The sequence below is a fragment of the Sodalis sp. RH22 genome, assembly GCF_047324165.1.
Lineage (GTDB): Bacteria > Pseudomonadota > Gammaproteobacteria > Enterobacterales > Enterobacteriaceae > Acerihabitans.
This window is the reverse complement of sequence record NZ_CP178731.1, coordinates 5,256,162-5,276,486: the sequence shown is the minus strand read 5'-3', so window position 1 is coordinate 5,276,486 and position 20,325 is coordinate 5,256,162. Positions and strand designations below refer to the sequence as shown.

Sequence of the window (20,325 nt, the reverse complement as noted above, 5' to 3'; positions counted from 1 at the left end):
GGCGCGGCGCTCACAACAGGCGGGGATGCAGGATCAGCGCGGCGTTTGGTGCCATCGCCTGGCCTCACCTAAGACAATCTCGCGGTACGCCGTGGCGCGGATGCCTTGATTGGTACCGCCGGAGACCATTTCGTATTTGAGCTTTTCATCTGCCTCCGTTCCCACATTCAAGGTTTTTTTAACCGTTAAAGTCACCAGTGATGACTCCTGTAAAAAATTTGACCTGGAATCTTGTCACATGCCAGCGGCGCACAAGCAGATCCGCATGACATTTTTTGTTTAATTTTTGCTCGTGGCCGGGGGTAAGATTTCTTAAGTTAACCTTAAGAAGGAGGTGAATCATGGCAACCGTTGCGGCGTTTATCATCTATGCCATCGTCATGACAGTTATTGCGGTGAAAGTGCGCGAGTAGCGGCGACGATCTCCCCGCCCGTCCCGGGACGCGCACCGCGCCCCGGGAACACCATCCGCGAAGACGGCAAAGGGGCGACGTGAATTCGGCGCAGGCCTGAGCGGGAATTTCTTTAAAACTGAACGGCGGTTATTTGCCGGATTTATATTTCCAGTTCCATTTAATGGAACCCATTAGGTAAATACGCCAGCGGGTTTCCCTGGCGACGTTAACCCTTTGCCGCCTGGAAAGTGAGGACTGTTTCGGCCGGGACATATTCTCGCTTGCCGTAATAATGCATTATCACAGAACAATTGTTACGCATTTAACATTCATGTAACGCCAAAGCCAATATTGTCTTGCGCCGCCACGTCGGGATGACTATTCGGTAAAACACCATCCCGGATTGATATTTACCCGGCATGCTCCGCCATACTTTAAAAGGCGTTAATGCCGTCATCGCTTGCCCGATCCGGCCCATTGCGCAGGATTACGTAATGAATGATTAATGAATATAAAAATGGAATGTCATCCCAGTTACGATAATAACCCTGCCTTGCACAGTACGTCTTCGCGGAAAACGCTGTTTAATTATATCTCAGTAAAATCTGATAAACCATCATAAACCTCAGTGGATCTTAATAATAAAAACGTTTAATTTCATAAAGATACTTAATTTTCAGATCTGCTGGCGCCGGGCTTTCCGGCACTGCTGTAAAAATGAATATATCCTAAAGTAATTAATAATATATGTTTTAAGTGTTTTTTCTTGCCATACTGTCCATTTTTTGCTGACCGCTTAAACAGCGGAAATAAATATTACTTATATATTAAAATGTATCTAATCATTTCAAATCCTTGCCAAGGCGCTTTACATTATCTTACTATCCGGCTATTAATATTCACAACTTTTCCACCTTGCAGATGATTATAAAAATTAAGGCCAATGGTAGCAAATTTCCAATTTACCGACGATTTGCGTCAGATGTTAACCACTACTATTGCAACACCTGTTTATCCGCACAAGGTCATTAAGCATGCCAAATCGCATACCCACAAAAAAAATAGTGATTCTGGGTATTCCACCGATCGATCTTTTAAATGTCGCCGGTCCAATGGAAGCGTTTCGTCTGGCGAATACGCTGGCGGAAAATAAATCCCCTTACCAGGTGGAACTGGTCTCCGCCGGACCGGATAAAACCATCGAAACTGAAGCGGGAATAAGCCTGCTGGGCCATTCCGCCCTGACTGATAAAAAATGGGATACGTTCGTTATCGATACGTTGATCATCACCACCACTATTGCATCATTCGGCCTGTATCCGGCGCATACCATTGAATGGATCAGCAGCCAGGAAAGCCGGGCCCGCCGCATTTGCACCGTCTCCGGCGGTATCTTCGCCCTGGCCCAGACGGGCATGCTGGAAGGAAAACACGTGACGACCCACTGGCGCGTATTGGATGAATTCGCTAAACATCATCCCGGAGTTCATGTGGAGGAGCAGCCCATTTGGGTCAAGGATGGCAAAATATATTCCTCCGCGGGCATGTCTTCCGGCATTGATCTGGCGCTTAACCTTATCGCCGACGATCATGGCGACCGGCTGGCGGGGGAAGTGACCAAGGAGCTGGTGATGTTCCTGCGCCGGCCCGCCGATCAGGCCCAGCTCAGTTTTTCACTGTTGGCGCAATACTCCAGCCACCGCAGCCTGAAAACGCTGCAACCCTGGATACATGAGCATTTAGCCCAGGAACTTACCGTTGATGTGCTGGCGGATAAGCTGGCCATGAGCCGGAGCACCCTGATCAGAATATTTAAACATGAGCTAAACACGACGCCGGCGAAATATATCGAGAACATCCGCCTGGAAACCGCGCAGCGCTACCTGCAAATGACCACCATGAACCTGGATAAGATTGCGGCCAAATGCGGCTTTACCAGCGCGGATGTGCTCAGGCGGGTATTTCAGCGCAATATCGGCATCAGCCCCCAGGCCTATCGGCAACAGTTGGCCAAAGAGGACTGAACGTCCCGTCAGTGTAGCCCGCCGACAGCGACTCTGGCCACGGGGAGCGCGGCCGCCGGCGTCGGCAAGTCGGGCATTGCCGTTGATTTTCTCACGCTGGCCAAGTCCTTGCCGTCCATTTCGGTGGCCACCCAAGCCGCGATATTTTGATACGGGACAAAGATGCTTTGCCTGCGTTTCGGGTGCGTGGCGGTAAAGATGCCGACGATAGCGCCGTCGGCCACATATACCGGCCCGCCGCTCATGCCCTGGATGCCCCCGGCGTCGGTCAGCCCCATCCGGCAACTGGTGCCGGGCTTATCCCACCAGCCGAAGGCCTGTAACGTGCCGGATGACGATGTGGGCAGCGTCGTATAGGCGTTGTAGCCATAAAGATTGACGCGTTCGCCTTTAACCGCTGATTCCAGCCTGGGCAACGCCCGTCCCTTATTATTATGGTAGATTATGGCCACATCGCAGACGGGATTATAGGCTTTTACCCGGACCATCATTAATTTAGCCACATGCCCGGCGGTAAGACTGTAATTTTCCGTCAGCGGGAAACTGGAGCCGACAGCGCCCGCCAATACAGGAATACCGATAAAATGAAAATCTGCTTTGTTACTGGCGGTCTTGTCGACATTATAATGACCTACCGCGCTGCAACCCGTCAATAATGACGCCAGGATAAAGATAATTACTTTCACTGTTGTGCCTGCTGATAACATGCATTGCAAAGAAGAGCCTTGCGACTGCTAATGAAAATGATGCCCTGTAATATACAAATAGCGTCAATCAATTTTTCATTGAGATATTCTATATTTCGGGCATGCCATGACATCCTTATCCACGCGAGTTTAAGGGAATGTTCGCTATGACGTCATTATAATGACCCATGAAATAACCATTGATTTACATCAATTTTATGCCGCCTTGTTCATCATCGACTCCTGGCGGCCATGGGTTGCCACCCTATTGTCCACAGCATAGAAAGCCTGATGTCGTATTACGGGTGGTAACGGTAATTTTATATAGCTATATAATCTTATTTCTTTTTTATGCCGTTTTTTAGGCAAGCTTCTGCTGGCAATAAATTGCGCATGCCGGTGAAAACTATACAGCATAGTTAAAACAAGAATCACACATATAATTAACAAATTCATTGATAGTAAACCGGTTCGGATTTTTGATAAATATGACCCGTCCTGACCACATTCGGGGGCCATCGCGTTACGCTTTTATCGGTACAGTTATTTCATACAGATCGCCAAAAACTGGGGATATTAATTCTCCCGCGTTTTCATCAGCGCGCGAGTATATTAAGACTATAGGAAAATTCCTAGGTGTCATTGTTACGACGATATGCTTCTTTTTTCAACAGCGGGGATACGTGGTTTTGCCGGACGGGGATATTGCCGGATCTTGCGTCCGGCCGGGGGAATGGAACCTACCGGCGGCCCCTTACGGCCGCCGGCGGGATTTACTCCAGCAGCCGCGTCGGGACAAAATCGCCCGCCTCCGCCGCGTCCCGGCGGAATTTGTCCAGCGCTTCGCGACTGTCCGCCGCGCGTACCTGGAGCGGGGAGATGCTGAACCCCTGCAAAAGTACCGCGCGGATAATAATGCCCGCCGCCGGATCGTCCAGGGACTGGGGGGTGATGACGTCGGCCTTGCGCAAAAAGATAAAATGCTGTTGTTTCATGCCATTCTCCTTTATCTACCGGATAACCGGAACGCTATGTGAGCGGGATCACAAGAGCATTCATTAGGTCCGAAAACAGTAGAGCGCAAAAAATGATTGAAATATAATCACTTAAATTTCGCCATTGATAACCGTTTGGAATGGATAATCGATTATTGCGCGCCTTTGTCATCCTGGCGGCTACCAGGAACTACCGCGAGGCGGCACAACAGCTGTGTATTACCCAGCCGGCGTTGTCAAAACAGATTAAAGCCCTGGAACATGCGCTGGGCATCACGCTGTTTGTCAGGGGAAGACGGGGCGCCCTGCTGACGCATCCGGGAGAATTGCTGTTGCCGAAAGCCGCCGAACTGGTGGAGCTGGCAGGGACATTCAGGCACTATGCCCTTGGGGTGGCGAAAGGGACCACCGGCAACCTGGCGATCGGTTTTGGCATCTCCGCCTTAAAAACGGTGCCGGAATTGATTGCCCGCTTCCGGCGCGCGTATCCGGACGTGACCGTCAGTTTGGAGGACCTGTCCTCGGCGCAACAGCATGCCCGCTTATTATCCGGCCAGCTGCAGCTGGCTTTTATGCGCCTGCCGGTGGATCCGCCGCTGCAGGGGCGACGGTTTATGTCGGAAAGCCTGGTGCTGGCGGCCAATAAATCCGCCTTGCCGGCCAGAGACCCCGACATGCGGATGTGGCGGCATTTCCTGCTGGCGCAGCCCTGGGTCCAGCTTTTGCCGGATAAAGGGCCGGGGCTGTATCAGCAGATAGAACAGTATTTGCGCTTTAACCAGATTAGCCCGCGGGTGGTCCAGCAGACCCGGGATATGCAAACCCTGATGGCGCTGGTCGCGGCGGGCGTGGGAATCGCCATCGTGCCGGAAAGCGCCGCGCACATCGCTCCCAGGAATATAGCGATGATCCCGCTGCAGGGAGCCTATGCCCGCTGGGAGGTGGGCATGATTTGGAACCCCACGCTGGCGGACCCGGTGCGGGATGGGTTTATCGGCATGGTTAACGCTTAACAAAAGGCGGCAATACAATGAGCGAATTGGAGAAAATGCGCCGGGGCGAGCATTATTTTATCAACGATCCCGAACTGGTCGAAATACGGCACGCCGTCAGGGATAATATCGATCGCTATAATGCCCTCGGGCATCGTGAAACGGCACGGCAGCAGCAGTTGCTGGCGGAAATCTTCGGCCAGGTCGGCGATGATGTGCATATCGAGAAAAACCTGCGGGTCGATTACGGCATGAACACCCGGCTCGGGAGCCATGTGTTTATCAATTTTAATTTTGTCCTGCTCGACTGCGCGCCGGTAAACATCGGCAACCATGTGTTTATCGGCCCGGACGTGCAGCTCTACACCGCCCATCATCCGCTCGACCCCGGGGAACGCGGCCGGCATATCGGCTGGGCCGAACCGGTTACGCTAAGCGATAATGTCTGGATTGCCGGCGGCTGCATTATCCTGCCAGGCGTGACGATTGGTGAAAATACCACCATCGGCGCGGGCAGCGTGGTGACGCGCTCGATTCCCGCCAATGTCGTGGCCTGCGGTAATCCGTGCCGGGTATTACGCGCCCTGCCATGAAGACGCTATTTATTTTGCAGTAATTCGCGCATCCTGACCAACGCGAAAACAGCCGCCTGTTCAATAACGGCTTCGCAATCGCCGCTGAACCGTTTTACCTGCGCATGGACCTTGTTATCCGGCGTAACCCATCCGAACCAGATGGTGCCCGCGGGGGTGCCGTCAGGTCCGTCCTCGGGTCCGGCGTAGCCGCTGACCGACAGGGCGATATCTTCACCTGCGACCTGCAGCGCGCCCGCGGCCATCTCTTTCACGACCTGTTCGCTCACGGCGGTATAGGTTTCCAGGGCGTGCCATCCGACGCGCAATACTTCATGTTTGGCGCGATCCGTATAAGTGATGAAGCCGCGGGTGAAAAAATCACCGCTGCCGCCCACGGCGCACAGCGCCATGGCCACCAGGCCCGCCGTGCAGGATTCCGCGGTGGTCAATATGAGCCTATCCCGGCGTAATGTTTCGGCAAGAGCACCGGCGGCGGCGTTGAGTTGTGAATTCATCAGTCGAGTTTCCATAAACCTGTGGTGTTGTTCTTTTATATTATAATATCGAGGCAACACGGAAAGTGCCGGTGTTCTGAATTATAGCATTGCGCTTTTTAGCTGGATTATAAAAAATTCATGGGCTGCTGATAGTTAACATCAGCAGCCCATGGGCTTAGGCTAACAGTGCGCCCTGCCGGCGGCATCATTATTTTTTGGTGCTGCTTTTCCCCTTGGCCTTATCGTCTTTTTTATCTTTGTCGTCACTTTTGGCTTTTGCCGGCGACTTCGCTTTTTCAGAAGGTTTGTCCTTGACGGGCGCTTTATCTTTGGAGGGGGCAAACGTTCTCTTACCTTCATGATATAGGGTCATTTTAACTCCAATGCATTAGGTGATGATTTGGTAAGAAATATACAAAGTGCCGATGACCGCAAAATAACAACAGACACTTTTATTGCACTAGCATTATTAGTTTAGACCGGGCACGGGTTAACACAACTTTATTTTATCCGTGGAACCGGGACGTCCGGATTGAACGAAATGATGTTATGTTTAATAATAGACCGGGGCCACCGGCGCGCCGGCATACCCCCTGTCACCGCTGCCCAGAGGATAATGCCATGCTGCCGACATTACAGTTTATCAGTGAGCTTCTCAAGCTGATCCACAGCCTGTTCAGCTAAGGACGGACGCGGCCCTTAGCTGAAGCGTTAACGCAAATGATCGTCGCCGCGCAGGGTTATCAGCGCCAATAGACTGATTGCTGAAATTATAACGACATAATAAGCCGGTATATCAATGTTACCCGTTTGTTTTATCAATCCGGTAATGATGAGCCCCGCGCAGCCGGAAAATACCGCGTTGGAAAGCGAATAAGAAAGACCGAGACCGGTATAACGCACCCGGGTCGGGAACATTTCGGCCAGCATCGCCGGCCCGGGACCGGCCAGCAGCCCCACCACCGCGCCGGCGACCAGCACCGCAAGCGCCTTCATCGCCAGGGGGCTAGACGGATCCTGCAGCAGATGCAGCAGCGGGAACGTAAACAGGATGGTGGCCAATATCGCCGCCACCATCACCCGCTTGCGCCCAATCCGATCGCTCAGCATACCCGCCGGCAGAATGGTCAGGGCGAAACCCACATTGCCAAGCACGGTGGCGACCAGCGCCTGTAAAAAACTGGCGTGCAGCGTCGTTTGCAAATACGCGGGCATGACCACCAGAAAGGTGTAGCCCGCGGCGGACCAGCCCATCATGCGGCCGATGCCGAGCATGATGGCCTTGACGACGGCCAGCGCCGGCGCCGAGGGCGCTGCCGGCGCGGCATCGTGATGGATGGCGCGAAAGGTGGGCGTTTCCTCCAGGCGCAGGCGCAGGCCCAGCGCGACGACGCCCATCGGCAACGCCAGCAGGAACGGAATGCGCCAGCCCCAAACATGCAGCTGATCGGGAGTAAGGCAGGCGCCCAGCAGCGCCACCATGCCCACGCTCGCCAGCAATCCCAGGGCCACAGTGAATGATTGCCAGGCGCCGAACAGGCCGCGCCTGCCCGGCGGAGCGAACTCGGTCATCAGCGCCACCGCGCCGCCGAACTCACCGCCGGCGGAAATCCCCTGCACCATACGCAGTAGGGTCAGCAGCAGCGGCGCGGCCACGCCCAGGGTGGCGTAGGTCGGCATTACGCCGATAAGCGCGGTGGACAGCGTCATCATGATGATAACGGTAATCAGCGTCGGCTTACGGCCAAGGCGATCGCCGATACGGCCAAAAATTATCGCCCCCAGCGGGCGGCAGAAAAAAGCCAGGGCGAAGGCGGCGTAGGTCAGCACCAGGCTGGCCGCGGCGCTTTCGCCCTGCAGGGTAAAAAAATTGGCGGCGATGAGGGTGGCGAGAAAACCATAAACGCCGAATTCGTACCATTCAATAAAATTGCCCACTGAGCCGGCAATCAGCGCTTTGCGTTGCGCGGGCGTTACCGCAATGGCGGTGCGGGAGAAAGTCATACGGTCACGGTCGCTGTCGATAAATAGGAACATGCACTATAAATCATTTGCCCGCGCTGGCAACAATACCGGCGGCGCGCGGCGTCTTGCCCGATGCTAATCGCGTTTTTCAGCGCGATTGCGTCCCGCCTTTTTCGCCTGGTATAAGGCAATATCGGCGCGATCGATTAGGGCGTCCAGGTTTTCCATTGGCCGGTGTTCCGCCACGCCGCAACTGACCGTGGCGCTTATCACCGCCCGGTCGGTAACCACCTCCGACTGCCCGATATCGTGGGAAAGAGTATTCATGCGCCGCAGCGCCTCGTCGCCATTGCATTCGGTAAGCAGCACCAAAAATTCATCGCCGCCCCAGCGGCAGACGAAATCCGTGCGGCGCAGGGACGTCCGGATTAAGCGGGCGATATGCTGGATGACCCGATCGCCCGCGCCGTGGCCATAACGATCGTTGATTTGCTTAAAATAATCGATATCAATGATCGCCATGGCCAGCGGGGCGTTTTCTGCCGCCCTGGCCCCCCGCAAACGCTGGAAGCGATACTCAAACGCCTGACGGTTCATGATGCCGGTCAGTTTATCGGTGGTGGCCATGGTTTCCAGGCGGCGCTGGTAGCCGCCGATGGTCAACCATAAAAACAGGATAAACAGTACGCTGACGCCGGCCCCGATGCCGAGGTTCTTAAGCAGCGTCATAAACAGGACCCGCTCCAGGGGATGCTCGCTTTGCTCCACCATCAAATACCAGTCGAATTCCGGAATGAGGCGCGTATGGAGCAGCACCTGCCTGCCCTGGTAATCATATTGATAGCTGCCGCCCGGCACGGTCAGAATCGATGTCGCGAGCGGGCCCAGTCCCGGTTGCAAGCGGATTTGCAGCGGCCGTTTGAAGGTGGTGCCGTGCAATATGACCGCCCCGGTTTTATCAACGAAATAAATGGTGCGGTTATAGCGGCGTTCATATTTTTCAATCAGGTATTTGACTTTTTCGACGGAAAGGCCGATGCCGGTAATCCCGATAAAATTGCCCTGGTAATCCATAACCTTATGATTAACGAAGATATCCAGGTGAGTATGGTCCTCGGGATCGGGGCGCGCGTCGATAAAATACGGCTTGTCGCCGGCCGTGGCTTTTATCTGGAAATACCACCGATCCTCATCCTCCTGCTCGGAGACGGTTTCCAAAACCCGTTTGGGATCATAATAGCGCCGGGTTTTGTCGGAGACAAAAAAGGAAAAAATAGTGTCGAAACGCCGATCGATCTCGCTCAGATAGCGAATCATCGCCTTCGGATCCTGCTCGCCATCCACCAGCACCCAGTCGCGGACAAAGGTGTCATGGGCCATCAGGGAAGAAATAAATATCGGTTTTAACAGATCTTGCTGGATCTCGGAATAGACATTGTCGCTGGTCAGCGGTAGCGTGTTTTCTTCGATTTCGTCGTTGAGCGATTGCCTGGCCACCTCATAGCTGCTCCAGCTGATGATTAAAAAAGCAGTGAGCAACATCAGGGTAAATAAAATAATGGCCCGTGTTTTATTCAACCAATGCAGGTTGTTCATCAAGTTCACCTGGTACGTCATCTTCTTGCCATAAAGAGTGCGTTAATAGTGCGTCCCTGTCACGCGACAAATCCCGGTCGGGTTTCATCGGCAGGTGGAGGTTGCCACTGTTAAGGTTTATCCTGACGGCATCATAAATCACGCAGGAGCCGCAGATGTTTATCGTTGATTTAACGTATGAAGAGCCCATGGAAAAAGTTGAGGCGCTGCTGGAAGCGCACCTCGCCTGGTTGCGTAACTATTTCGCCACCGGCGATTTTGTGGCCTCCGGAAGGAAAGTGCCGCGCATCGGCGGCATCATCCTGACGCGGACCCTGCCGCGTCCCGATCTGGATGCGATCCTGGCGCAGGACCCCTTTAAGGAAGTGGCCAACTACAGCATAACCGAATTTGTCCCTTCCACCACCAGCGAACTGCTCAGCGCCCTGCGTACGCTCTGATAATGAGCAGGGCGTCACGCTCAACGCGTTGGCGCCCCCTCCTGCGGCCAATGGATTTCTGTGATATTGCTCAAAATTACACATTAATATTGCCTGTCTGCCGGACAAGGTATTTTTGAGATATTAATCACAGCGTTCTTGAAATGGTTGCCAGACTATTTTTCCTCGTGGCAATAAGACAAAGATACTGCGCGCAAAATGCGGCAAAAGCCAGGGATGCGGGGACCCATGCCGCCGCCGGGGCCATTGCATTATTACGACGGCCGGAGTAAAACTTTTATCCAATGTGCAACAATAACCCTACAATTTCTTAATGGAGTTGCAGCAATGGCAATAATACAGCAACAGATGTATATCGACGGCGAGTTTGTTTCCAACCGCAGCGATAAATGGATTGATGTCCTCAACCCCGCCACCGAGGAAGTCATATCCCAGATACCGGACGCCGATGCGGACGATGTGCGCAACGCCATCGACGCCGCCGCGCGGGCGCAGCATGATTGGGAAGATTTGCCGGCTCAGGAACGGGGCGTGTGGCTGCATAAAATTGCCCAGGGCATCCGCGCCAGGGAACAGGAGCTAACCGATATTATCGTGGCCGAAGGGGGCAAGACCCAGGGCCTGGCCAGGACCGAGGTCTTGTTTACCGCCGATTATCTCGACTATATGGCCGAATGGGCGCGGCGCTATGAGGGCGAGATCATACAAAGCGACCGGCGCAACGAGAATATTTTTGTGTTTAAAAAAGCCATCGGCGTGACCACCGGCATCCTCCCCTGGAACTTTCCCTTTTTCCTGGTGGCGCGCAAAGCGGCGCCCGCGCTTATCACCGGCAATACCATCGTCGTAAAACCCAGCCAGCTGACGCCGAACAACGCCATTGCCTTTGCCGGCATCGTGCACGAGGCCGGCTTGCCCCGCGGCGTGTTTAATCTGGTGACCGGCCGGGGTTCGGTGGTGGGCCAGGAGCTGGCGGCCAACGCAAAAGTCGGTATGGTAAGCCTGACCGGCAGCGTGGCGGCGGGAGAGCAGACCATGGCGGCGGCGGCGAAAAACATTACCAAGGTCTCGCTGGAGCTCGGCGGCAAGGCGCCGGCCATCGTCATGAACGATGCCGATCTGGATCTGGCGGTCAAGGCGATAGTCGCCTCCCGCGTCATCAATACCGGGCAGGTCTGCAACTGCGCCGAACGCGTGTATGTGCAGGAAGATATTCAGGATGACTTTATCGCCCGGCTCACCGCGGCGTTTAACCAGGTGACTTTTGGCGATCCTGCCCGGGAAGAAAACCTGGATATGGGGCCGTTGATTGACGCGGCCGCGCTGAAAAGCGTGCAGGACAAAGTGGATAACGCCGTGGCGCAAGGCGCCAGGGTGGTCACCGGCGGGCGGCGGGCGGGCGATAAGGGCTATTTTTTCCAGCCTACCCTACTGGTGGATGTAAAGCATGAGATGGATATCATGCATGAGGAAACCTTTGGCCCGGTGCTGCCGGTCACGACCTTCCGCACCCTTGACGAAGCGGTGCAAATGGCCAATGACTGCGAATTCGGCCTGACCTCCTCGATTTATACCACCAACCTCAATACCGCCATGGCGGCGATAAAAAAACTGAAGTTCGGCGAAACCTATATTAACCGGGAAAATTTCGAGGCCATGCAGGGCTTCCACGCGGGATGGCGCAAGTCGGGCATCGGCGGCGCCGACGGACGCCACGGGCTGGAAGAGTATTTGCAAACCCATGTGGTGTACCTGCAATACCAGGCCTGATGGCGGCCAGCGCCGCCGGCGGAGCGGGTTGCCGGGCGCCGGGCGCGGGTTCCAGCCGGCCTGGCGCCCGGCGGCGATTGGCCCGCCGCCGCGCCTGCGCTAGAATAACCCTCGTCCGCGGCATGCCCGCGCGGGGTCCTGCACCGCCGGACCGGAGATAAGCGACGAGGTAACCATGTCTGATAAACCGGTGCTATTTATGGCCTGCCCGCTATTTACGCAGGCCCATACCTTATTAAGCGCGCATTTCACCCTGCGCCATACCACGGAAAGCACGCTGGCAGGCACCCTGGCGTCGCTGTCCGCCATGACCGACGTGCAGGCGTTATTGGTTTCCCTGGCCATGCCGCTGGACAGCCAGGCCATCGAACAATTGCCGCGCTCCATCAAGGCTATCTGCACCTATTCGGTGGGGACCAACCATATCGATTTGGCGGCAGCCAAGGCGCGCGGCATCAAGGTGTTGTTTACGCCGGATGTGCTGAGCGAATCCTGCGCCGACACCGCCCTGCTGCTGATGTTGGGCGCGGGCCGCCGCGCGCTGGAAGGGCTGCGTCTGTTAAAAGGCGGTGATTGGCCGGGCTGGGCGCCGGACCAGCTGTTGGGCAAGGATGTCTGGAACCAGCGCCTGGGGATCTTCGGCATGGGCCGCATCGGCCAGGCCATTGCCCGGCGCGCGCGCGGTTTTGATATGGAAATTCATTACCATAACCGGCACCGGTTGCCGCCCGCGGCCGAACAACACGCCGTGTATCACGATTCCCTCGCCGACCTCGCCGCGCACAGTGATTACTTTTGCATAGCCTGTCCGCCCGCCCCGGAAACCCGGGGCGTGGTGGATGCCCCCTTGCTGGCGCAGCTGCCCAAGGGCGCGGTGGTGGTGAATATTTCGCGCGGCGACATTATCAACGATAACGCGCTGATCGCCGCGCTCAACGCGGGCCACGTGGCCGCCGCCGGGCTGGACGTTTTCGCCGGCGAGCCCGATATCCATCCCGCCTACCGGCAGATGGACAACGTATTCGGCCTGCCGCATCTGGGCAGCGCCACGCTTGCCACGCGCCTGCGCATGGCGTCGCTGCTGCGCGACGGACTGGTGGGTATTCTGGCGGGCAGGATGCCGGCCAATGCGGCCAACTGATCGCAGCCGTCGTTAACCACGGGCGGCGATCCGTCACCCCTGGGGTGTTGGCGCATCCAGCAACAGTTTTTTGTGCAATTCCGCGGCCAGCATCTCAATGCGCTCGCTCAGGTTTTTGGTCAGAGTGGTCAGCTCGGTATTTTGCTGCAGCAGCACCATGATTTGCGCCGAGGTTTGCGCCGCCCGCTCCTGGCGTTCGGCATTGGCGACGGCCAGCGCCTCGCGATGCTGGGCATCCGCGTCGGCATGCGCCTTGTCCCGCTCCGCCTGGCGCGTCTGGGCCAACAGGATCAGCGGCGCGGCATAGGCCGACTGCAGACTGAACGCCAGATTAAGCAGGATAAACGGATAGATATCGAATTTGGCGAAACCAAAGGTATTGATGCATACCCAGGCGATAACGATCAGCGTCTGCGCCCCTAAAAACATCGGCGTGCCGAAGAATCGGGCGAAACCTTCCGCCTTACGCGCAAACCAGCCGTTGCCGAACGGCGCGGACAAATGGGCGTGACGGCGGTGGAAACGCAGATGATCAATCTTTGCGGGCGCGGCGTCCGCGGCGTCGGGCGTGGCGGCTGAAGTCGGTTTTTCCATGGTTTTTCTCATCCGGGGCAATGATGTTTATCTTGCTGATAATACCGGTTATGCCAAAGGCCGAGCTCGGCCGTTGACGCATGCGCCCATTATAGTTGCCGGCGCGCGGAAACCGGCACATATAATATGTAACCGGGCGATCGCCCGGTTTCCCCATGACCTACCCTCACATCCGCAGGATCGGCGTGGTGTCGGCGTAAGCGCTGGGCACGATTCGGATACTCACGTGATCATGCAATTGCCGCTGGCAATAGCGATAGGCGGAATACGTCAGCGGCCAATACGGCTCATCCTGACGGCCTTCAATTTTCATGGCGGTTTGGTGCCGGAAATTCACATCGAAATTAACCATAATCTTATAATAATTGCTCCACTCCAGCCCCAGCTTGATGATACGTCTTAATAGCATCGTTTTTATCGCCCCCGCCAGATGAGGCCTGTTTTTATCGCCGCGCCTGCGCAAGGCTTTAAAACCCGCCACATCGCCCCGCCGTATAAATTTTCTCGCCAGCGCTCTGGTATCCCGCCATAACCCGTCATCAAAGCGCGGCCTGGAAGGGCTGTTTTTAAGCAATATGTTTTTTGCGCACTCGCAATTCCTCCCTAAGATCCGGCATTTTTCTATTTTCTCAAGCAACCGAGATTTTACGGATATAAAATCATAATTATCCCGTAAAAAGTCACGCCATGACATCAGCAACATTTTGGCGGTCGCGCCGTCGATACCCGTTAATACGGTAAAACGCCTCACCCTGCGGCGGCTAATGGCAACCCCCAGGCGTAGTTGCCTGATTTTACGATAATCCAGTTGCTCGGTAGTGATACCCAGCGCCTGGTTAAGCTGATCAAGGGTAAATTGAGTCACGCCGTCCCCGCTGTCAAGATTACGGACATTAGCAAAACCATAGACTAAAGCCACCCGTCTATTCATCGGGCGTTGATTTGTGATCACAGGGACGAATACGCTATTATCATTGGCGGCGAAAACGATATTATTTAATTTTTTATTGCAAGCGCCCTTATGATTTGCATTCATTCCAGTGATGTCATCAGTCGGAATTTTATTTAATAAGCACGCGATACTTGACGGTATAAAATTCACCATAAAACTCCTTCGTATTTAATAATATTTATCTATAACGATAACATAAATATCCATTACCCGGATTTACTAGCGCGGACGTGCCGGCGAGAAGAGTTACGATTGTATATTACTTATATTATCGGCGGGATATATTCATATACTGCAATAAAATTATTAAACAGAAGTCGTATTGTCGCGCTCTCTGGCGCACTGCGCGGCGTAGGACGTGAGGATGGCCTGGATCAGGGGGCCGAAGCGTTCCTGCAGATCGTCAAGCCGGGACGTATTGCGCACTTCCACCCCTTTGCGTTCACTGCGGATCAGGCCGGCTTCCCGTAATATCTTGAAGTGCTGGGACAAGGTGGATTTCGGCACGGCGCGATCGCTGAACGCAAGAAACGCCGAACAGGGCCGGGCGCACCCGGCCCGGGCGATCTCGGCGAAGATATGAACGCGCAGGGGATCGGACAGGGCATGCAAAATCCCCTCTACGGTAATGTCTTCAGGCGCGGGGTGCATTATCGGTCTCATAAAAAATTTATAGCAGATTGTTGACAAGGTGTCCAATAGTTCATACTTTACGAACTAAGATAGTTCATAAATTCCGAACTAACGTACTTCATCCTATCCACCCTCCGGAGTCTGCTTATGAGTCAGTTGCAAGGTAAAGTCGCCGTCGTCACCGGCGCATCCAAGGGCATTGGCGCCGCTATCGCCAAAAGCTTTGCCGCCGCCGGCGCGTCGGTTGTGGTTAATTATGCCGCCAGCCGCGAGGATGCGGATAAAGTGGTCGCCGGGATCGTCGCCGACGGCGGCAAGGCGATTGCCGTACAGGGCGACGTGGGCAACGCGGCGGATGTCGAGCGCGTGTTCAGCGCCGCCAGGGACGCCTACGGCGCGCTGGACGTGCTGGTAAACAACGCCGGGGTCTTCGCCTTCGGACCGCTTGAAGAGGTGACCGAGGCGGAGTTCCACCGCCAGTTTAATATCAATGTGCTCGGCACTATCCTGTCGACGCGGGAAGCGCTAAAGTATTTTAATCCCCAGGGCGGCAGTGTTATCAACATTACCTCGGCGATCAGCACCCACCCCACCCCCGGCTCGGCTATTTATGCCGCGACCAAAGGGGCGATTGATACCCTGACGGTCGGCCTGTCGCGGGAACTGGGCGCACGCGGCATCCGGGTCAATGCCATCGCGCCGGGCGGCGTGGCAACCGAAGGCGCCGCCCGGTTAGGCATAGTGGGCAGCGACTTTGAAAAAGAATTGATTGCGCAGACGCCGCTGGGCCGGTTCGGCCTGCCGGGGGATATTGCCGCCGTCGCGCTGTTCCTGGTGTCTGACGCCGCCGCCTGGCTGACCGGCGAACGCATCAGCGCCTCCGGCGGCTGGCGCTGACGGCCGGCGAGCACCTTACCGATAAGCCCGGCCCGGACGCCTGTCCGGCCGGGATACCCCTTTATCCGGCGGCGGCGGCGACGCCCCTGCCCCTCACACCCCGGGAGCGACTATGCCGGCCTATTTTGTTGCGGTACGTGAAGCGGTAAATGATCCAGAGCAAATGAAAATCTACGGCGAGAAGGCGGGGAAAAGCACCGCTATCCATCAGCCCGTTCCCCTGGCGCTGTACGGGCGTTTGCGCCATACCGACGGCGGCGCGGTGGAAGGCGCGGTGATCCTGGAATTTCCCACCTTCGAGGCGGCCGAAGCCTGGTATGATAGTCCCGAGTATCAGGAGGCGGTGGCGCACCGGTTTCGCGGCGCGACCTACCGGACGTTTATCATCCAGGGCGTGGAAGGCGAATAACGCGGCCGCGCCCGCGGAGAGAAACCATGAAAGTGATGATCTGGGGCGCCACCGGCATGGTGGGCCAGGGCGTACTGCGGGAATGCCTGCTGGCTGAAGACGTGACGGCGGTCGTCGCCGTGGGGCGGTCGTCGCCGTGGGGCGCTCGGCGCCGCGCGTGGAACATCCCAAACTGCAAACCCTGATCCACACCGAGCTGCTGCAGTATGACGCGATTGCGCACCGGCTCGGCGGTATCGACGCCGCATTTTTTTGCCTGGGGGTCAGCTCGGTGGGCATGGACGAACCACGCTACACCACCATTACCCATGATATGACCCTTGCCGCCGCGCAGGCGCTGGCGCGGATAAGCCCGGCGGCGACCTTTGTCTATCTCTCGGGCACGGGGGCCGACAGTGCGGAAAAAAGCCGCACCATGTGGCAGCGGGTACGCGGCGGCACCGAAAACGCCCTGCAACGCCTGCCGCTGAAAGCGGTGTATATTGTTCGCCCCGGCATCATCCTGCCTAAACACGGCGCGCGGTCGAAAACGCCGCTGTACCGCGTGCTTTACCTGCTGCTGACGCCGGTGATGTCTTTGTTTAGGCCTTTGTTTCCCCGCCGTATCCTGACCACGCAAACCCTGGGCCTGGCCATGCTTAACCTTGCCCGGCGCGGTTTCTCCCGTCCGGTGCTGGAAACCGGGGATATATACGCTGTTTCCCATACGGCAAAAACAAAATAGCGTCCGGTCATAAAACGGTGTAATGGCTATAGCCGGTAATGTATGATGAATACATTATGTCGCCTGGGCCATGATATGCTTGACGTCCTCATTAAAGCCTTCTCGTTCTTTTTTATTATCGTGGTCGGTTATCTGTTAAAAAAATACGGCGTGCTGCAGCGATCCGATAGCATCGCCTTATCGAAAATAATGATGAACCTCACGCTGCCCGCGGCGGTCATTACCGGCTTTGCCAGCTTTGAAGTGGACCCTTCCCTGCTGGTTCTGGTGCTGATTGGATTTCTCTGTAATATCCTGCTGCTGGCGGCGGGCTATCTTCTTGCCCGCAAACGCGACAATGACACCAAAGTATTTTATATGATCAATTCGCCCGGCTACAATATCGGGTGTTTTACCCTGCCTTACGTGCAAAGCTTCCTCGGTCCGGTGGGCATCGTCGCCACCTGCCTGTTTGACGCGGGTAATTCGGTTATCTGCACCGGCGGCAGTTATGTCGCCGCGTCCAATGTCATCGGTATTAATACCGGCCTGAAAAATACCTTCAAGCGCTTATTTTCCTCTATTCCGTTCGACGTCTATATGCTATTGCTGGTAGCGGCCCTGTGCGGCTACCATCTGCCAAGCCAGGTCACCATACTGACGTCTATCGTCGGCAACGCCAATCCTTTTATCGCCATGCTGATAATCGGCATGATGCTTGAAATCAATATTGACCGGTCGCAGCTGAAAAACGTCTCTAAGGTGCTGGCGCTGCGTTATGGCGCCGGCGCCCTCCTGGCCGCGCTGTTTTATTATGGCACCCCGCTGCCGCTTGAAATCCGCCAGGTGCTGGCGGTGGCGGTATTTGCCCCGGTATCCGCGCTGTCGCCGATGTTTACCGCCCGGTGCAGTTCCCTGGGCTCGGTATCCAGTTTTACCGGTTCCCTGTCGATATTTATCAGCATTATCATCATCACCACCCTGCTGACGCTGATGCAGGGATAAACGCGGAGGAAGACATTATGCAGATAGAAGGCAGTATCGCACTGGTGACCGGCGCGAACCGCGGGCTTGGCAAGGCCTATGCCGAGGCGCTGCTCAACGCGGGCGCGGCCAAGGTTTACGCGGCGGCGCGCAATCCAGCCGCCATTACCGATCCGCGTCTCACACCGGTGAAGCTGGACGTGACCTCGCCGGCCGATGTTGCCGCGGCGGCGCTTGCGTGCGCGGATGTGACCCTCCTGGTCAACAACGCCGGCATCCTGCTGCAAAGCCCGATACTGGCCGCGGGTGCCGGCGACGCCATGCGCCGGGAAATGGACGTGAATGTCTTCGGGCTGCTGGCGATGATGACCGCCTTTGCGCCGGTGCTGGCGAAAAACGGCGGCGGCGCCCTGGTCAATATGCTGTCCGTGGTGAGCTGGTTCACCTCGCCGTTTAACGCCACCTACGGCGCGTCGAAACATGCGGCGCTGTCGATCACGGATGCGGCGCGCATCCAGCTGCGGGCGCAGGGAACGCGCGTTATCGGCGTCTACGCCGGGTTTATCGATACCGATATGACCGCGGGCATCGACGCCGCCAAGGTATCGCCCGCGCAGGTGGCGGAACAAACCCTGGAGGGCATCCGCCACGATCGGGAGCATGTGCTGGCCGATAAGCGCGCCCGGGATGTGTGGGATAGCCTCAGGCGTGATCCCGCGGCGATAGAAGCGCAAATGCAGCAGCTGTGGGATCAGCGTTCATCATAATGGGCGCGCGGTATGCGCCGCCGCGCCGGCGGAGGGGATCTCGTGATATAAGGAGCGCGCCGCGTTGCCGGCAGCCGGCCGGCCGTTTAATACATGGCGCGGCGCCCCGTGCTGCATGACCCGGGTAAGGCTGGCGTCATCCAGGCCGTCGCCTTCCACCAGCAGGTACTGCAAGCCGCGAAAAGCATCCGGATACCTGCGCGCCACCTGGTTAAACAGGGCGGCGGGAATAAACAGGATACTGATGGCGAACTGCGCCAGCGCCGCCGTTAAGCGGGAAGCATCGCGCACGATATCCTGCGGCAGCACCACCGCCGCCGCGCCGTTAAGCAACGCCCCCCAGACCTCGAGCTGATAGGCACAACCGGTGGCAGCGGCGATGCAGCCTACCCGATCGTCGGGATTAACCCGCACGTGCCGGCGATTGATGACCTGGCCGACAAGGCTGTGCGCGTCCAGCTCACGGCTGGCGGGCCGCCCGGTTTGCGCCGTCACCAGCAGGTGGGTGCGCTGCGGCAGGGACGTGGGCTGCGGCATAAAATCGCTATCGTTACCGTCGCCCACCGCGATATCCTCAAGAATGATCAAACGGGTGTCCAGCGCCCGCTCCCGGCAAGGCGCATCGGTCAGGGTAAAAAGCACCCGCCACTGGCGCAGCATGGCGGCCAGCCGTTCGTCCGGCAGCGACACGTCCAGCGGCACCACGCTGCCGCCGGCCAGGATAACGGCCGCCTGGGCGGTGATATGCTCGATACCCGGCGCCAATAATACCCCCACCGGCGTTTCATGTCCTACCCCCAGCCGGCGCAGATGCGCGGCCAGGGAGCGCGCATCGCGGGCCAGTTCGCCATAGCTCAGGATGCGGTCCAGCGTAATAATCGCCGGTTTGCTTTTGTTCAGCACGGTCTGGCGCAAAAAGCGCTCGCTTAACACACCGTCCGGCGCCGGGGCGCCGGCAAGGCGCTGCGGGTAAAAACGAACGGCGGAATGAACCGGTAACTGAACCATGGGGGCACCTGAGCGCGGGGAGTCGTGTTAACATTATGGGCCAAATACTGTTGCAGTTTTATTAATTAAAGTAAAAATTATAGTTCTGTGAGTATTATCTCACTTAACGTCAGGAAAAATAGTTACTTATTGATTATATACGATTTTCTTATTTCTTAATCGACAATAATGCTCAGAACAATTCATCATTTATTAATGCACTTTCAGCAATATATTACCCCTGTCATTTGCTGTAACCTTTAATAAAAGCGCATGCCCCAGGGCTGACCGCCGGATTTGCCCACACCTTCAACCCAGCCGGA

Annotated in this window: 23 protein-coding genes; 12 read left to right on the top strand and 11 right to left on the bottom strand. The window is 56.2% G+C overall.

The annotated features are described in order from the left end of the window. Window positions 1–33: 33 nt before the first annotated feature. A complete protein-coding gene (locus tag ACL2XN_RS23965) occupies window positions 34–195 on the bottom strand; it encodes a hypothetical protein (RefSeq protein WP_413721233.1) in 162 nt (53 codons plus the stop codon). 1,312 nt (window positions 196–1,507) lie between these two features. On the opposite strand from ACL2XN_RS23965, the gene ACL2XN_RS23960 reads away from it, so the two are divergent. Continuing rightward, window positions 1,508–2,419 (top strand): GlxA family transcriptional regulator, encoded by a 912-nt coding sequence (locus tag ACL2XN_RS23960; protein WP_413729620.1) that lies wholly within the window; start codon window positions 1,508–1,510, stop codon window positions 2,417–2,419. Window positions 2,420–2,427: 8 nt separating this feature from the next. Here ACL2XN_RS23960 and ACL2XN_RS23955 read toward each other — a convergent pair whose 3' ends face one another. Together ACL2XN_RS23955 and ACL2XN_RS23950 are read right to left on the bottom strand one after the other, a co-directional pair. Next, the gene (locus ACL2XN_RS23955; protein WP_410013922.1) at window positions 2,428–3,105 is read right to left on the bottom strand and encodes a trypsin-like peptidase domain-containing protein; all 678 of its coding nucleotides are present in this window, start codon (window positions 3,103–3,105) and stop codon (window positions 2,428–2,430) included. Between the two features lie 773 nt (window positions 3,106–3,878). Next, entirely contained in the window at window positions 3,879–4,100 is a 222-nt protein-coding gene (locus tag ACL2XN_RS23950) for a hypothetical protein (RefSeq protein ID WP_410013921.1), read from the bottom strand. Window positions 4,101–4,240: 140 nt separating this feature from the next. Between ACL2XN_RS23950 and ACL2XN_RS23945 the strand changes: the two genes are divergently transcribed. Then, window positions 4,241–5,113, top strand: a complete 873-nt coding sequence (locus ACL2XN_RS23945; protein ID WP_410013920.1) for a LysR family transcriptional regulator — start codon at window positions 4,241–4,243, stop codon at window positions 5,111–5,113. 17 nt (window positions 5,114–5,130) lie between these two features. After that, entirely contained in the window at window positions 5,131–5,685 is a 555-nt protein-coding gene (locus tag ACL2XN_RS23940) for a sugar O-acetyltransferase (RefSeq protein ID WP_413729619.1), read from the top strand. A gap of 5 nt (window positions 5,686–5,690) precedes the next feature. Here ACL2XN_RS23940 and ACL2XN_RS23935 read toward each other — a convergent pair whose 3' ends face one another. From ACL2XN_RS23935 to ACL2XN_RS23920, 4 genes are all read right to left on the bottom strand, one after another. Next, window positions 5,691–6,182 (bottom strand): CinA family protein, encoded by a 492-nt coding sequence (locus tag ACL2XN_RS23935; protein WP_410013918.1) that lies wholly within the window; start codon window positions 6,180–6,182, stop codon window positions 5,691–5,693. A 190-nt stretch (window positions 6,183–6,372) separates the two neighbouring features. Further along, window positions 6,373–6,537, bottom strand: coding sequence for a hypothetical protein (locus tag ACL2XN_RS23930; RefSeq protein ID WP_410013917.1), 165 nt, complete (start codon window positions 6,535–6,537; stop codon window positions 6,373–6,375). Window positions 6,538–6,875: 338 nt separating this feature from the next. Further along, on the bottom strand, window positions 6,876–8,168 hold the full coding sequence (locus ACL2XN_RS23925) for an MFS transporter (RefSeq protein WP_410016744.1): 1,293 nt from the start codon (window positions 8,166–8,168) through the stop codon (window positions 6,876–6,878). A 96-nt stretch (window positions 8,169–8,264) separates the two neighbouring features. Continuing rightward, entirely contained in the window at window positions 8,265–9,725 is a 1,461-nt protein-coding gene (locus tag ACL2XN_RS23920) for a diguanylate cyclase (RefSeq protein WP_413729618.1), read from the bottom strand. Between the two features lie 155 nt (window positions 9,726–9,880). On the opposite strand from ACL2XN_RS23920, the gene ACL2XN_RS23915 reads away from it, so the two are divergent. From ACL2XN_RS23915 to ACL2XN_RS23905, 3 genes are all read left to right on the top strand, one after another. After that, window positions 9,881–10,165, top strand: coding sequence for a YciI family protein (locus ACL2XN_RS23915; RefSeq protein WP_410013915.1), 285 nt, complete (start codon window positions 9,881–9,883; stop codon window positions 10,163–10,165). Window positions 10,166–10,492: 327 nt separating this feature from the next. After that, window positions 10,493–11,935 carry an aldehyde dehydrogenase gene (aldA, locus tag ACL2XN_RS23910; RefSeq protein WP_410013914.1) on the top strand — a complete coding sequence of 481 codons (1,443 nt, stop codon included), beginning with the start codon at window positions 10,493–10,495 and terminating at the stop codon, window positions 11,933–11,935. A 175-nt stretch (window positions 11,936–12,110) separates the two neighbouring features. Next, window positions 12,111–13,076: a 2-hydroxyacid dehydrogenase gene (locus ACL2XN_RS23905; protein WP_410013913.1), complete on the top strand. Its 966-nt coding sequence runs from the start codon at window positions 12,111–12,113 to the stop codon at window positions 13,074–13,076. Between the two features lie 33 nt (window positions 13,077–13,109). Here the strand turns inward: ACL2XN_RS23905 and ACL2XN_RS23900 are convergent, their stop codons facing one another. From ACL2XN_RS23900 to ACL2XN_RS23890, 3 genes are all read right to left on the bottom strand, one after another. Then, a complete protein-coding gene (locus tag ACL2XN_RS23900; protein WP_410013912.1) occupies window positions 13,110–13,670 on the bottom strand; it encodes a DUF1003 domain-containing protein in 561 nt (186 codons plus the stop codon). A 166-nt stretch (window positions 13,671–13,836) separates the two neighbouring features. Then, on the bottom strand, window positions 13,837–14,589 hold the full coding sequence (locus ACL2XN_RS23895; RefSeq protein ID WP_410013911.1) for a hypothetical protein: 753 nt from the start codon (window positions 14,587–14,589) through the stop codon (window positions 13,837–13,839). A 339-nt stretch (window positions 14,590–14,928) separates the two neighbouring features. Next, entirely contained in the window at window positions 14,929–15,273 is a 345-nt protein-coding gene (locus ACL2XN_RS23890) for an ArsR/SmtB family transcription factor (RefSeq protein WP_410013910.1), read from the bottom strand. A 129-nt stretch (window positions 15,274–15,402) separates the two neighbouring features. Here ACL2XN_RS23890 and ACL2XN_RS23885 point away from each other — a divergent pair, with 129 nt between their 5' ends. From ACL2XN_RS23885 to ACL2XN_RS23860, 6 genes are all read left to right on the top strand, one after another. Further along, window positions 15,403–16,152 (top strand): SDR family NAD(P)-dependent oxidoreductase, encoded by a 750-nt coding sequence (locus tag ACL2XN_RS23885; RefSeq protein WP_410013909.1) that lies wholly within the window; start codon window positions 15,403–15,405, stop codon window positions 16,150–16,152. Between the two features lie 112 nt (window positions 16,153–16,264). Further along, window positions 16,265–16,561, top strand: coding sequence for a DUF1330 domain-containing protein (locus ACL2XN_RS23880; protein WP_410013908.1), 297 nt, complete (start codon window positions 16,265–16,267; stop codon window positions 16,559–16,561). A 26-nt stretch (window positions 16,562–16,587) separates the two neighbouring features. Then, window positions 16,588–16,746: a hypothetical protein gene (locus ACL2XN_RS23875; RefSeq protein ID WP_413729617.1), complete on the top strand. Its 159-nt coding sequence runs from the start codon at window positions 16,588–16,590 to the stop codon at window positions 16,744–16,746. Continuing rightward, complete coding sequence (locus tag ACL2XN_RS23870) at window positions 16,719–17,285, top strand: epimerase (RefSeq protein WP_413729616.1); 567 nt, start codon at window positions 16,719–16,721, stop codon at window positions 17,283–17,285. Before ACL2XN_RS23875 ends, ACL2XN_RS23870 begins: the two co-directional genes overlap by 28 nt. Before the next feature lie 42 nt (window positions 17,286–17,327). Next, complete coding sequence (locus ACL2XN_RS23865; RefSeq protein ID WP_410013906.1) at window positions 17,328–18,269, top strand: AEC family transporter; 942 nt, start codon at window positions 17,328–17,330, stop codon at window positions 18,267–18,269. Between the two features lie 17 nt (window positions 18,270–18,286). Further along, a complete protein-coding gene (locus ACL2XN_RS23860) occupies window positions 18,287–19,015 on the top strand; it encodes an SDR family oxidoreductase (protein WP_413729613.1) in 729 nt (242 codons plus the stop codon). Here the strand turns inward: ACL2XN_RS23860 and ACL2XN_RS23855 are convergent. Continuing rightward, complete coding sequence (locus tag ACL2XN_RS23855; protein ID WP_413729612.1) at window positions 19,010–20,023, bottom strand: AMP-binding protein; 1,014 nt, start codon at window positions 20,021–20,023, stop codon at window positions 19,010–19,012. The genes ACL2XN_RS23860 and ACL2XN_RS23855 overlap by 6 nt on opposite strands. Between the last annotated feature and the right edge of the window lie 302 nt (window positions 20,024–20,325).

Excerpts from the sequence above, each read along its gene's own strand:
- ACL2XN_RS23935 (WP_410013918.1), bottom strand. The coding sequence starts at position 6,182 with ATGAATTCACAACTCAACGCCGCCGCCGGTGCTCTTGCCGAAACATTA.
- ACL2XN_RS23945 (WP_410013920.1), top strand. The coding sequence starts at position 4,241 with ATGGATAATCGATTATTGCGCGCCTTTGTCATCCTGGCGGCTACCAGG.
- ACL2XN_RS23960 (WP_413729620.1), top strand. The coding sequence starts at position 1,508 with ATGGAAGCGTTTCGTCTGGCGAATACGCTGGCGGAAAATAAATCCCCT.
- ACL2XN_RS23940 (WP_413729619.1), top strand. The coding sequence starts at position 5,131 with ATGAGCGAATTGGAGAAAATGCGCCGGGGCGAGCATTATTTTATCAAC.
- ACL2XN_RS23860 (WP_413729613.1), top strand. The coding sequence starts at position 18,287 with ATGCAGATAGAAGGCAGTATCGCACTGGTGACCGGCGCGAACCGCGGG.
- ACL2XN_RS23930 (WP_410013917.1), bottom strand. The coding sequence starts at position 6,537 with ATGACCCTATATCATGAAGGTAAGAGAACGTTTGCCCCCTCCAAAGAT.
- ACL2XN_RS23920 (WP_413729618.1), bottom strand. The coding sequence starts at position 9,725 with ATGAACAACCTGCATTGGTTGAATAAAACACGGGCCATTATTTTATTT.
- ACL2XN_RS23915 (WP_410013915.1), top strand. The coding sequence starts at position 9,881 with ATGTTTATCGTTGATTTAACGTATGAAGAGCCCATGGAAAAAGTTGAG.
- ACL2XN_RS23950 (WP_410013921.1), bottom strand. The coding sequence starts at position 4,100 with ATGAAACAACAGCATTTTATCTTTTTGCGCAAGGCCGACGTCATCACC.
- ACL2XN_RS23890 (WP_410013910.1), bottom strand. The coding sequence starts at position 15,273 with ATGCACCCCGCGCCTGAAGACATTACCGTAGAGGGGATTTTGCATGCC.
- ACL2XN_RS23900 (WP_410013912.1), bottom strand. The coding sequence starts at position 13,670 with ATGGAAAAACCGACTTCAGCCGCCACGCCCGACGCCGCGGACGCCGCG.
- ACL2XN_RS23905 (WP_410013913.1), top strand. The coding sequence starts at position 12,111 with ATGTCTGATAAACCGGTGCTATTTATGGCCTGCCCGCTATTTACGCAG.
- ACL2XN_RS23865 (WP_410013906.1), top strand. The coding sequence starts at position 17,328 with ATGATGAATACATTATGTCGCCTGGGCCATGATATGCTTGACGTCCTC.
- ACL2XN_RS23880 (WP_410013908.1), top strand. The coding sequence starts at position 16,265 with ATGCCGGCCTATTTTGTTGCGGTACGTGAAGCGGTAAATGATCCAGAG.
- aldA (WP_410013914.1), top strand. The coding sequence starts at position 10,493 with ATGGCAATAATACAGCAACAGATGTATATCGACGGCGAGTTTGTTTCC.
- ACL2XN_RS23925 (WP_410016744.1), bottom strand. The coding sequence starts at position 8,168 with ATGACTTTCTCCCGCACCGCCATTGCGGTAACGCCCGCGCAACGCAAA.
- ACL2XN_RS23855 (WP_413729612.1), bottom strand. The coding sequence starts at position 20,023 with ATGGTTCAGTTACCGGTTCATTCCGCCGTTCGTTTTTACCCGCAGCGC.
- ACL2XN_RS23875 (WP_413729617.1), top strand. The coding sequence starts at position 16,588 with ATGAAAGTGATGATCTGGGGCGCCACCGGCATGGTGGGCCAGGGCGTA.
- ACL2XN_RS23885 (WP_410013909.1), top strand. The coding sequence starts at position 15,403 with ATGAGTCAGTTGCAAGGTAAAGTCGCCGTCGTCACCGGCGCATCCAAG.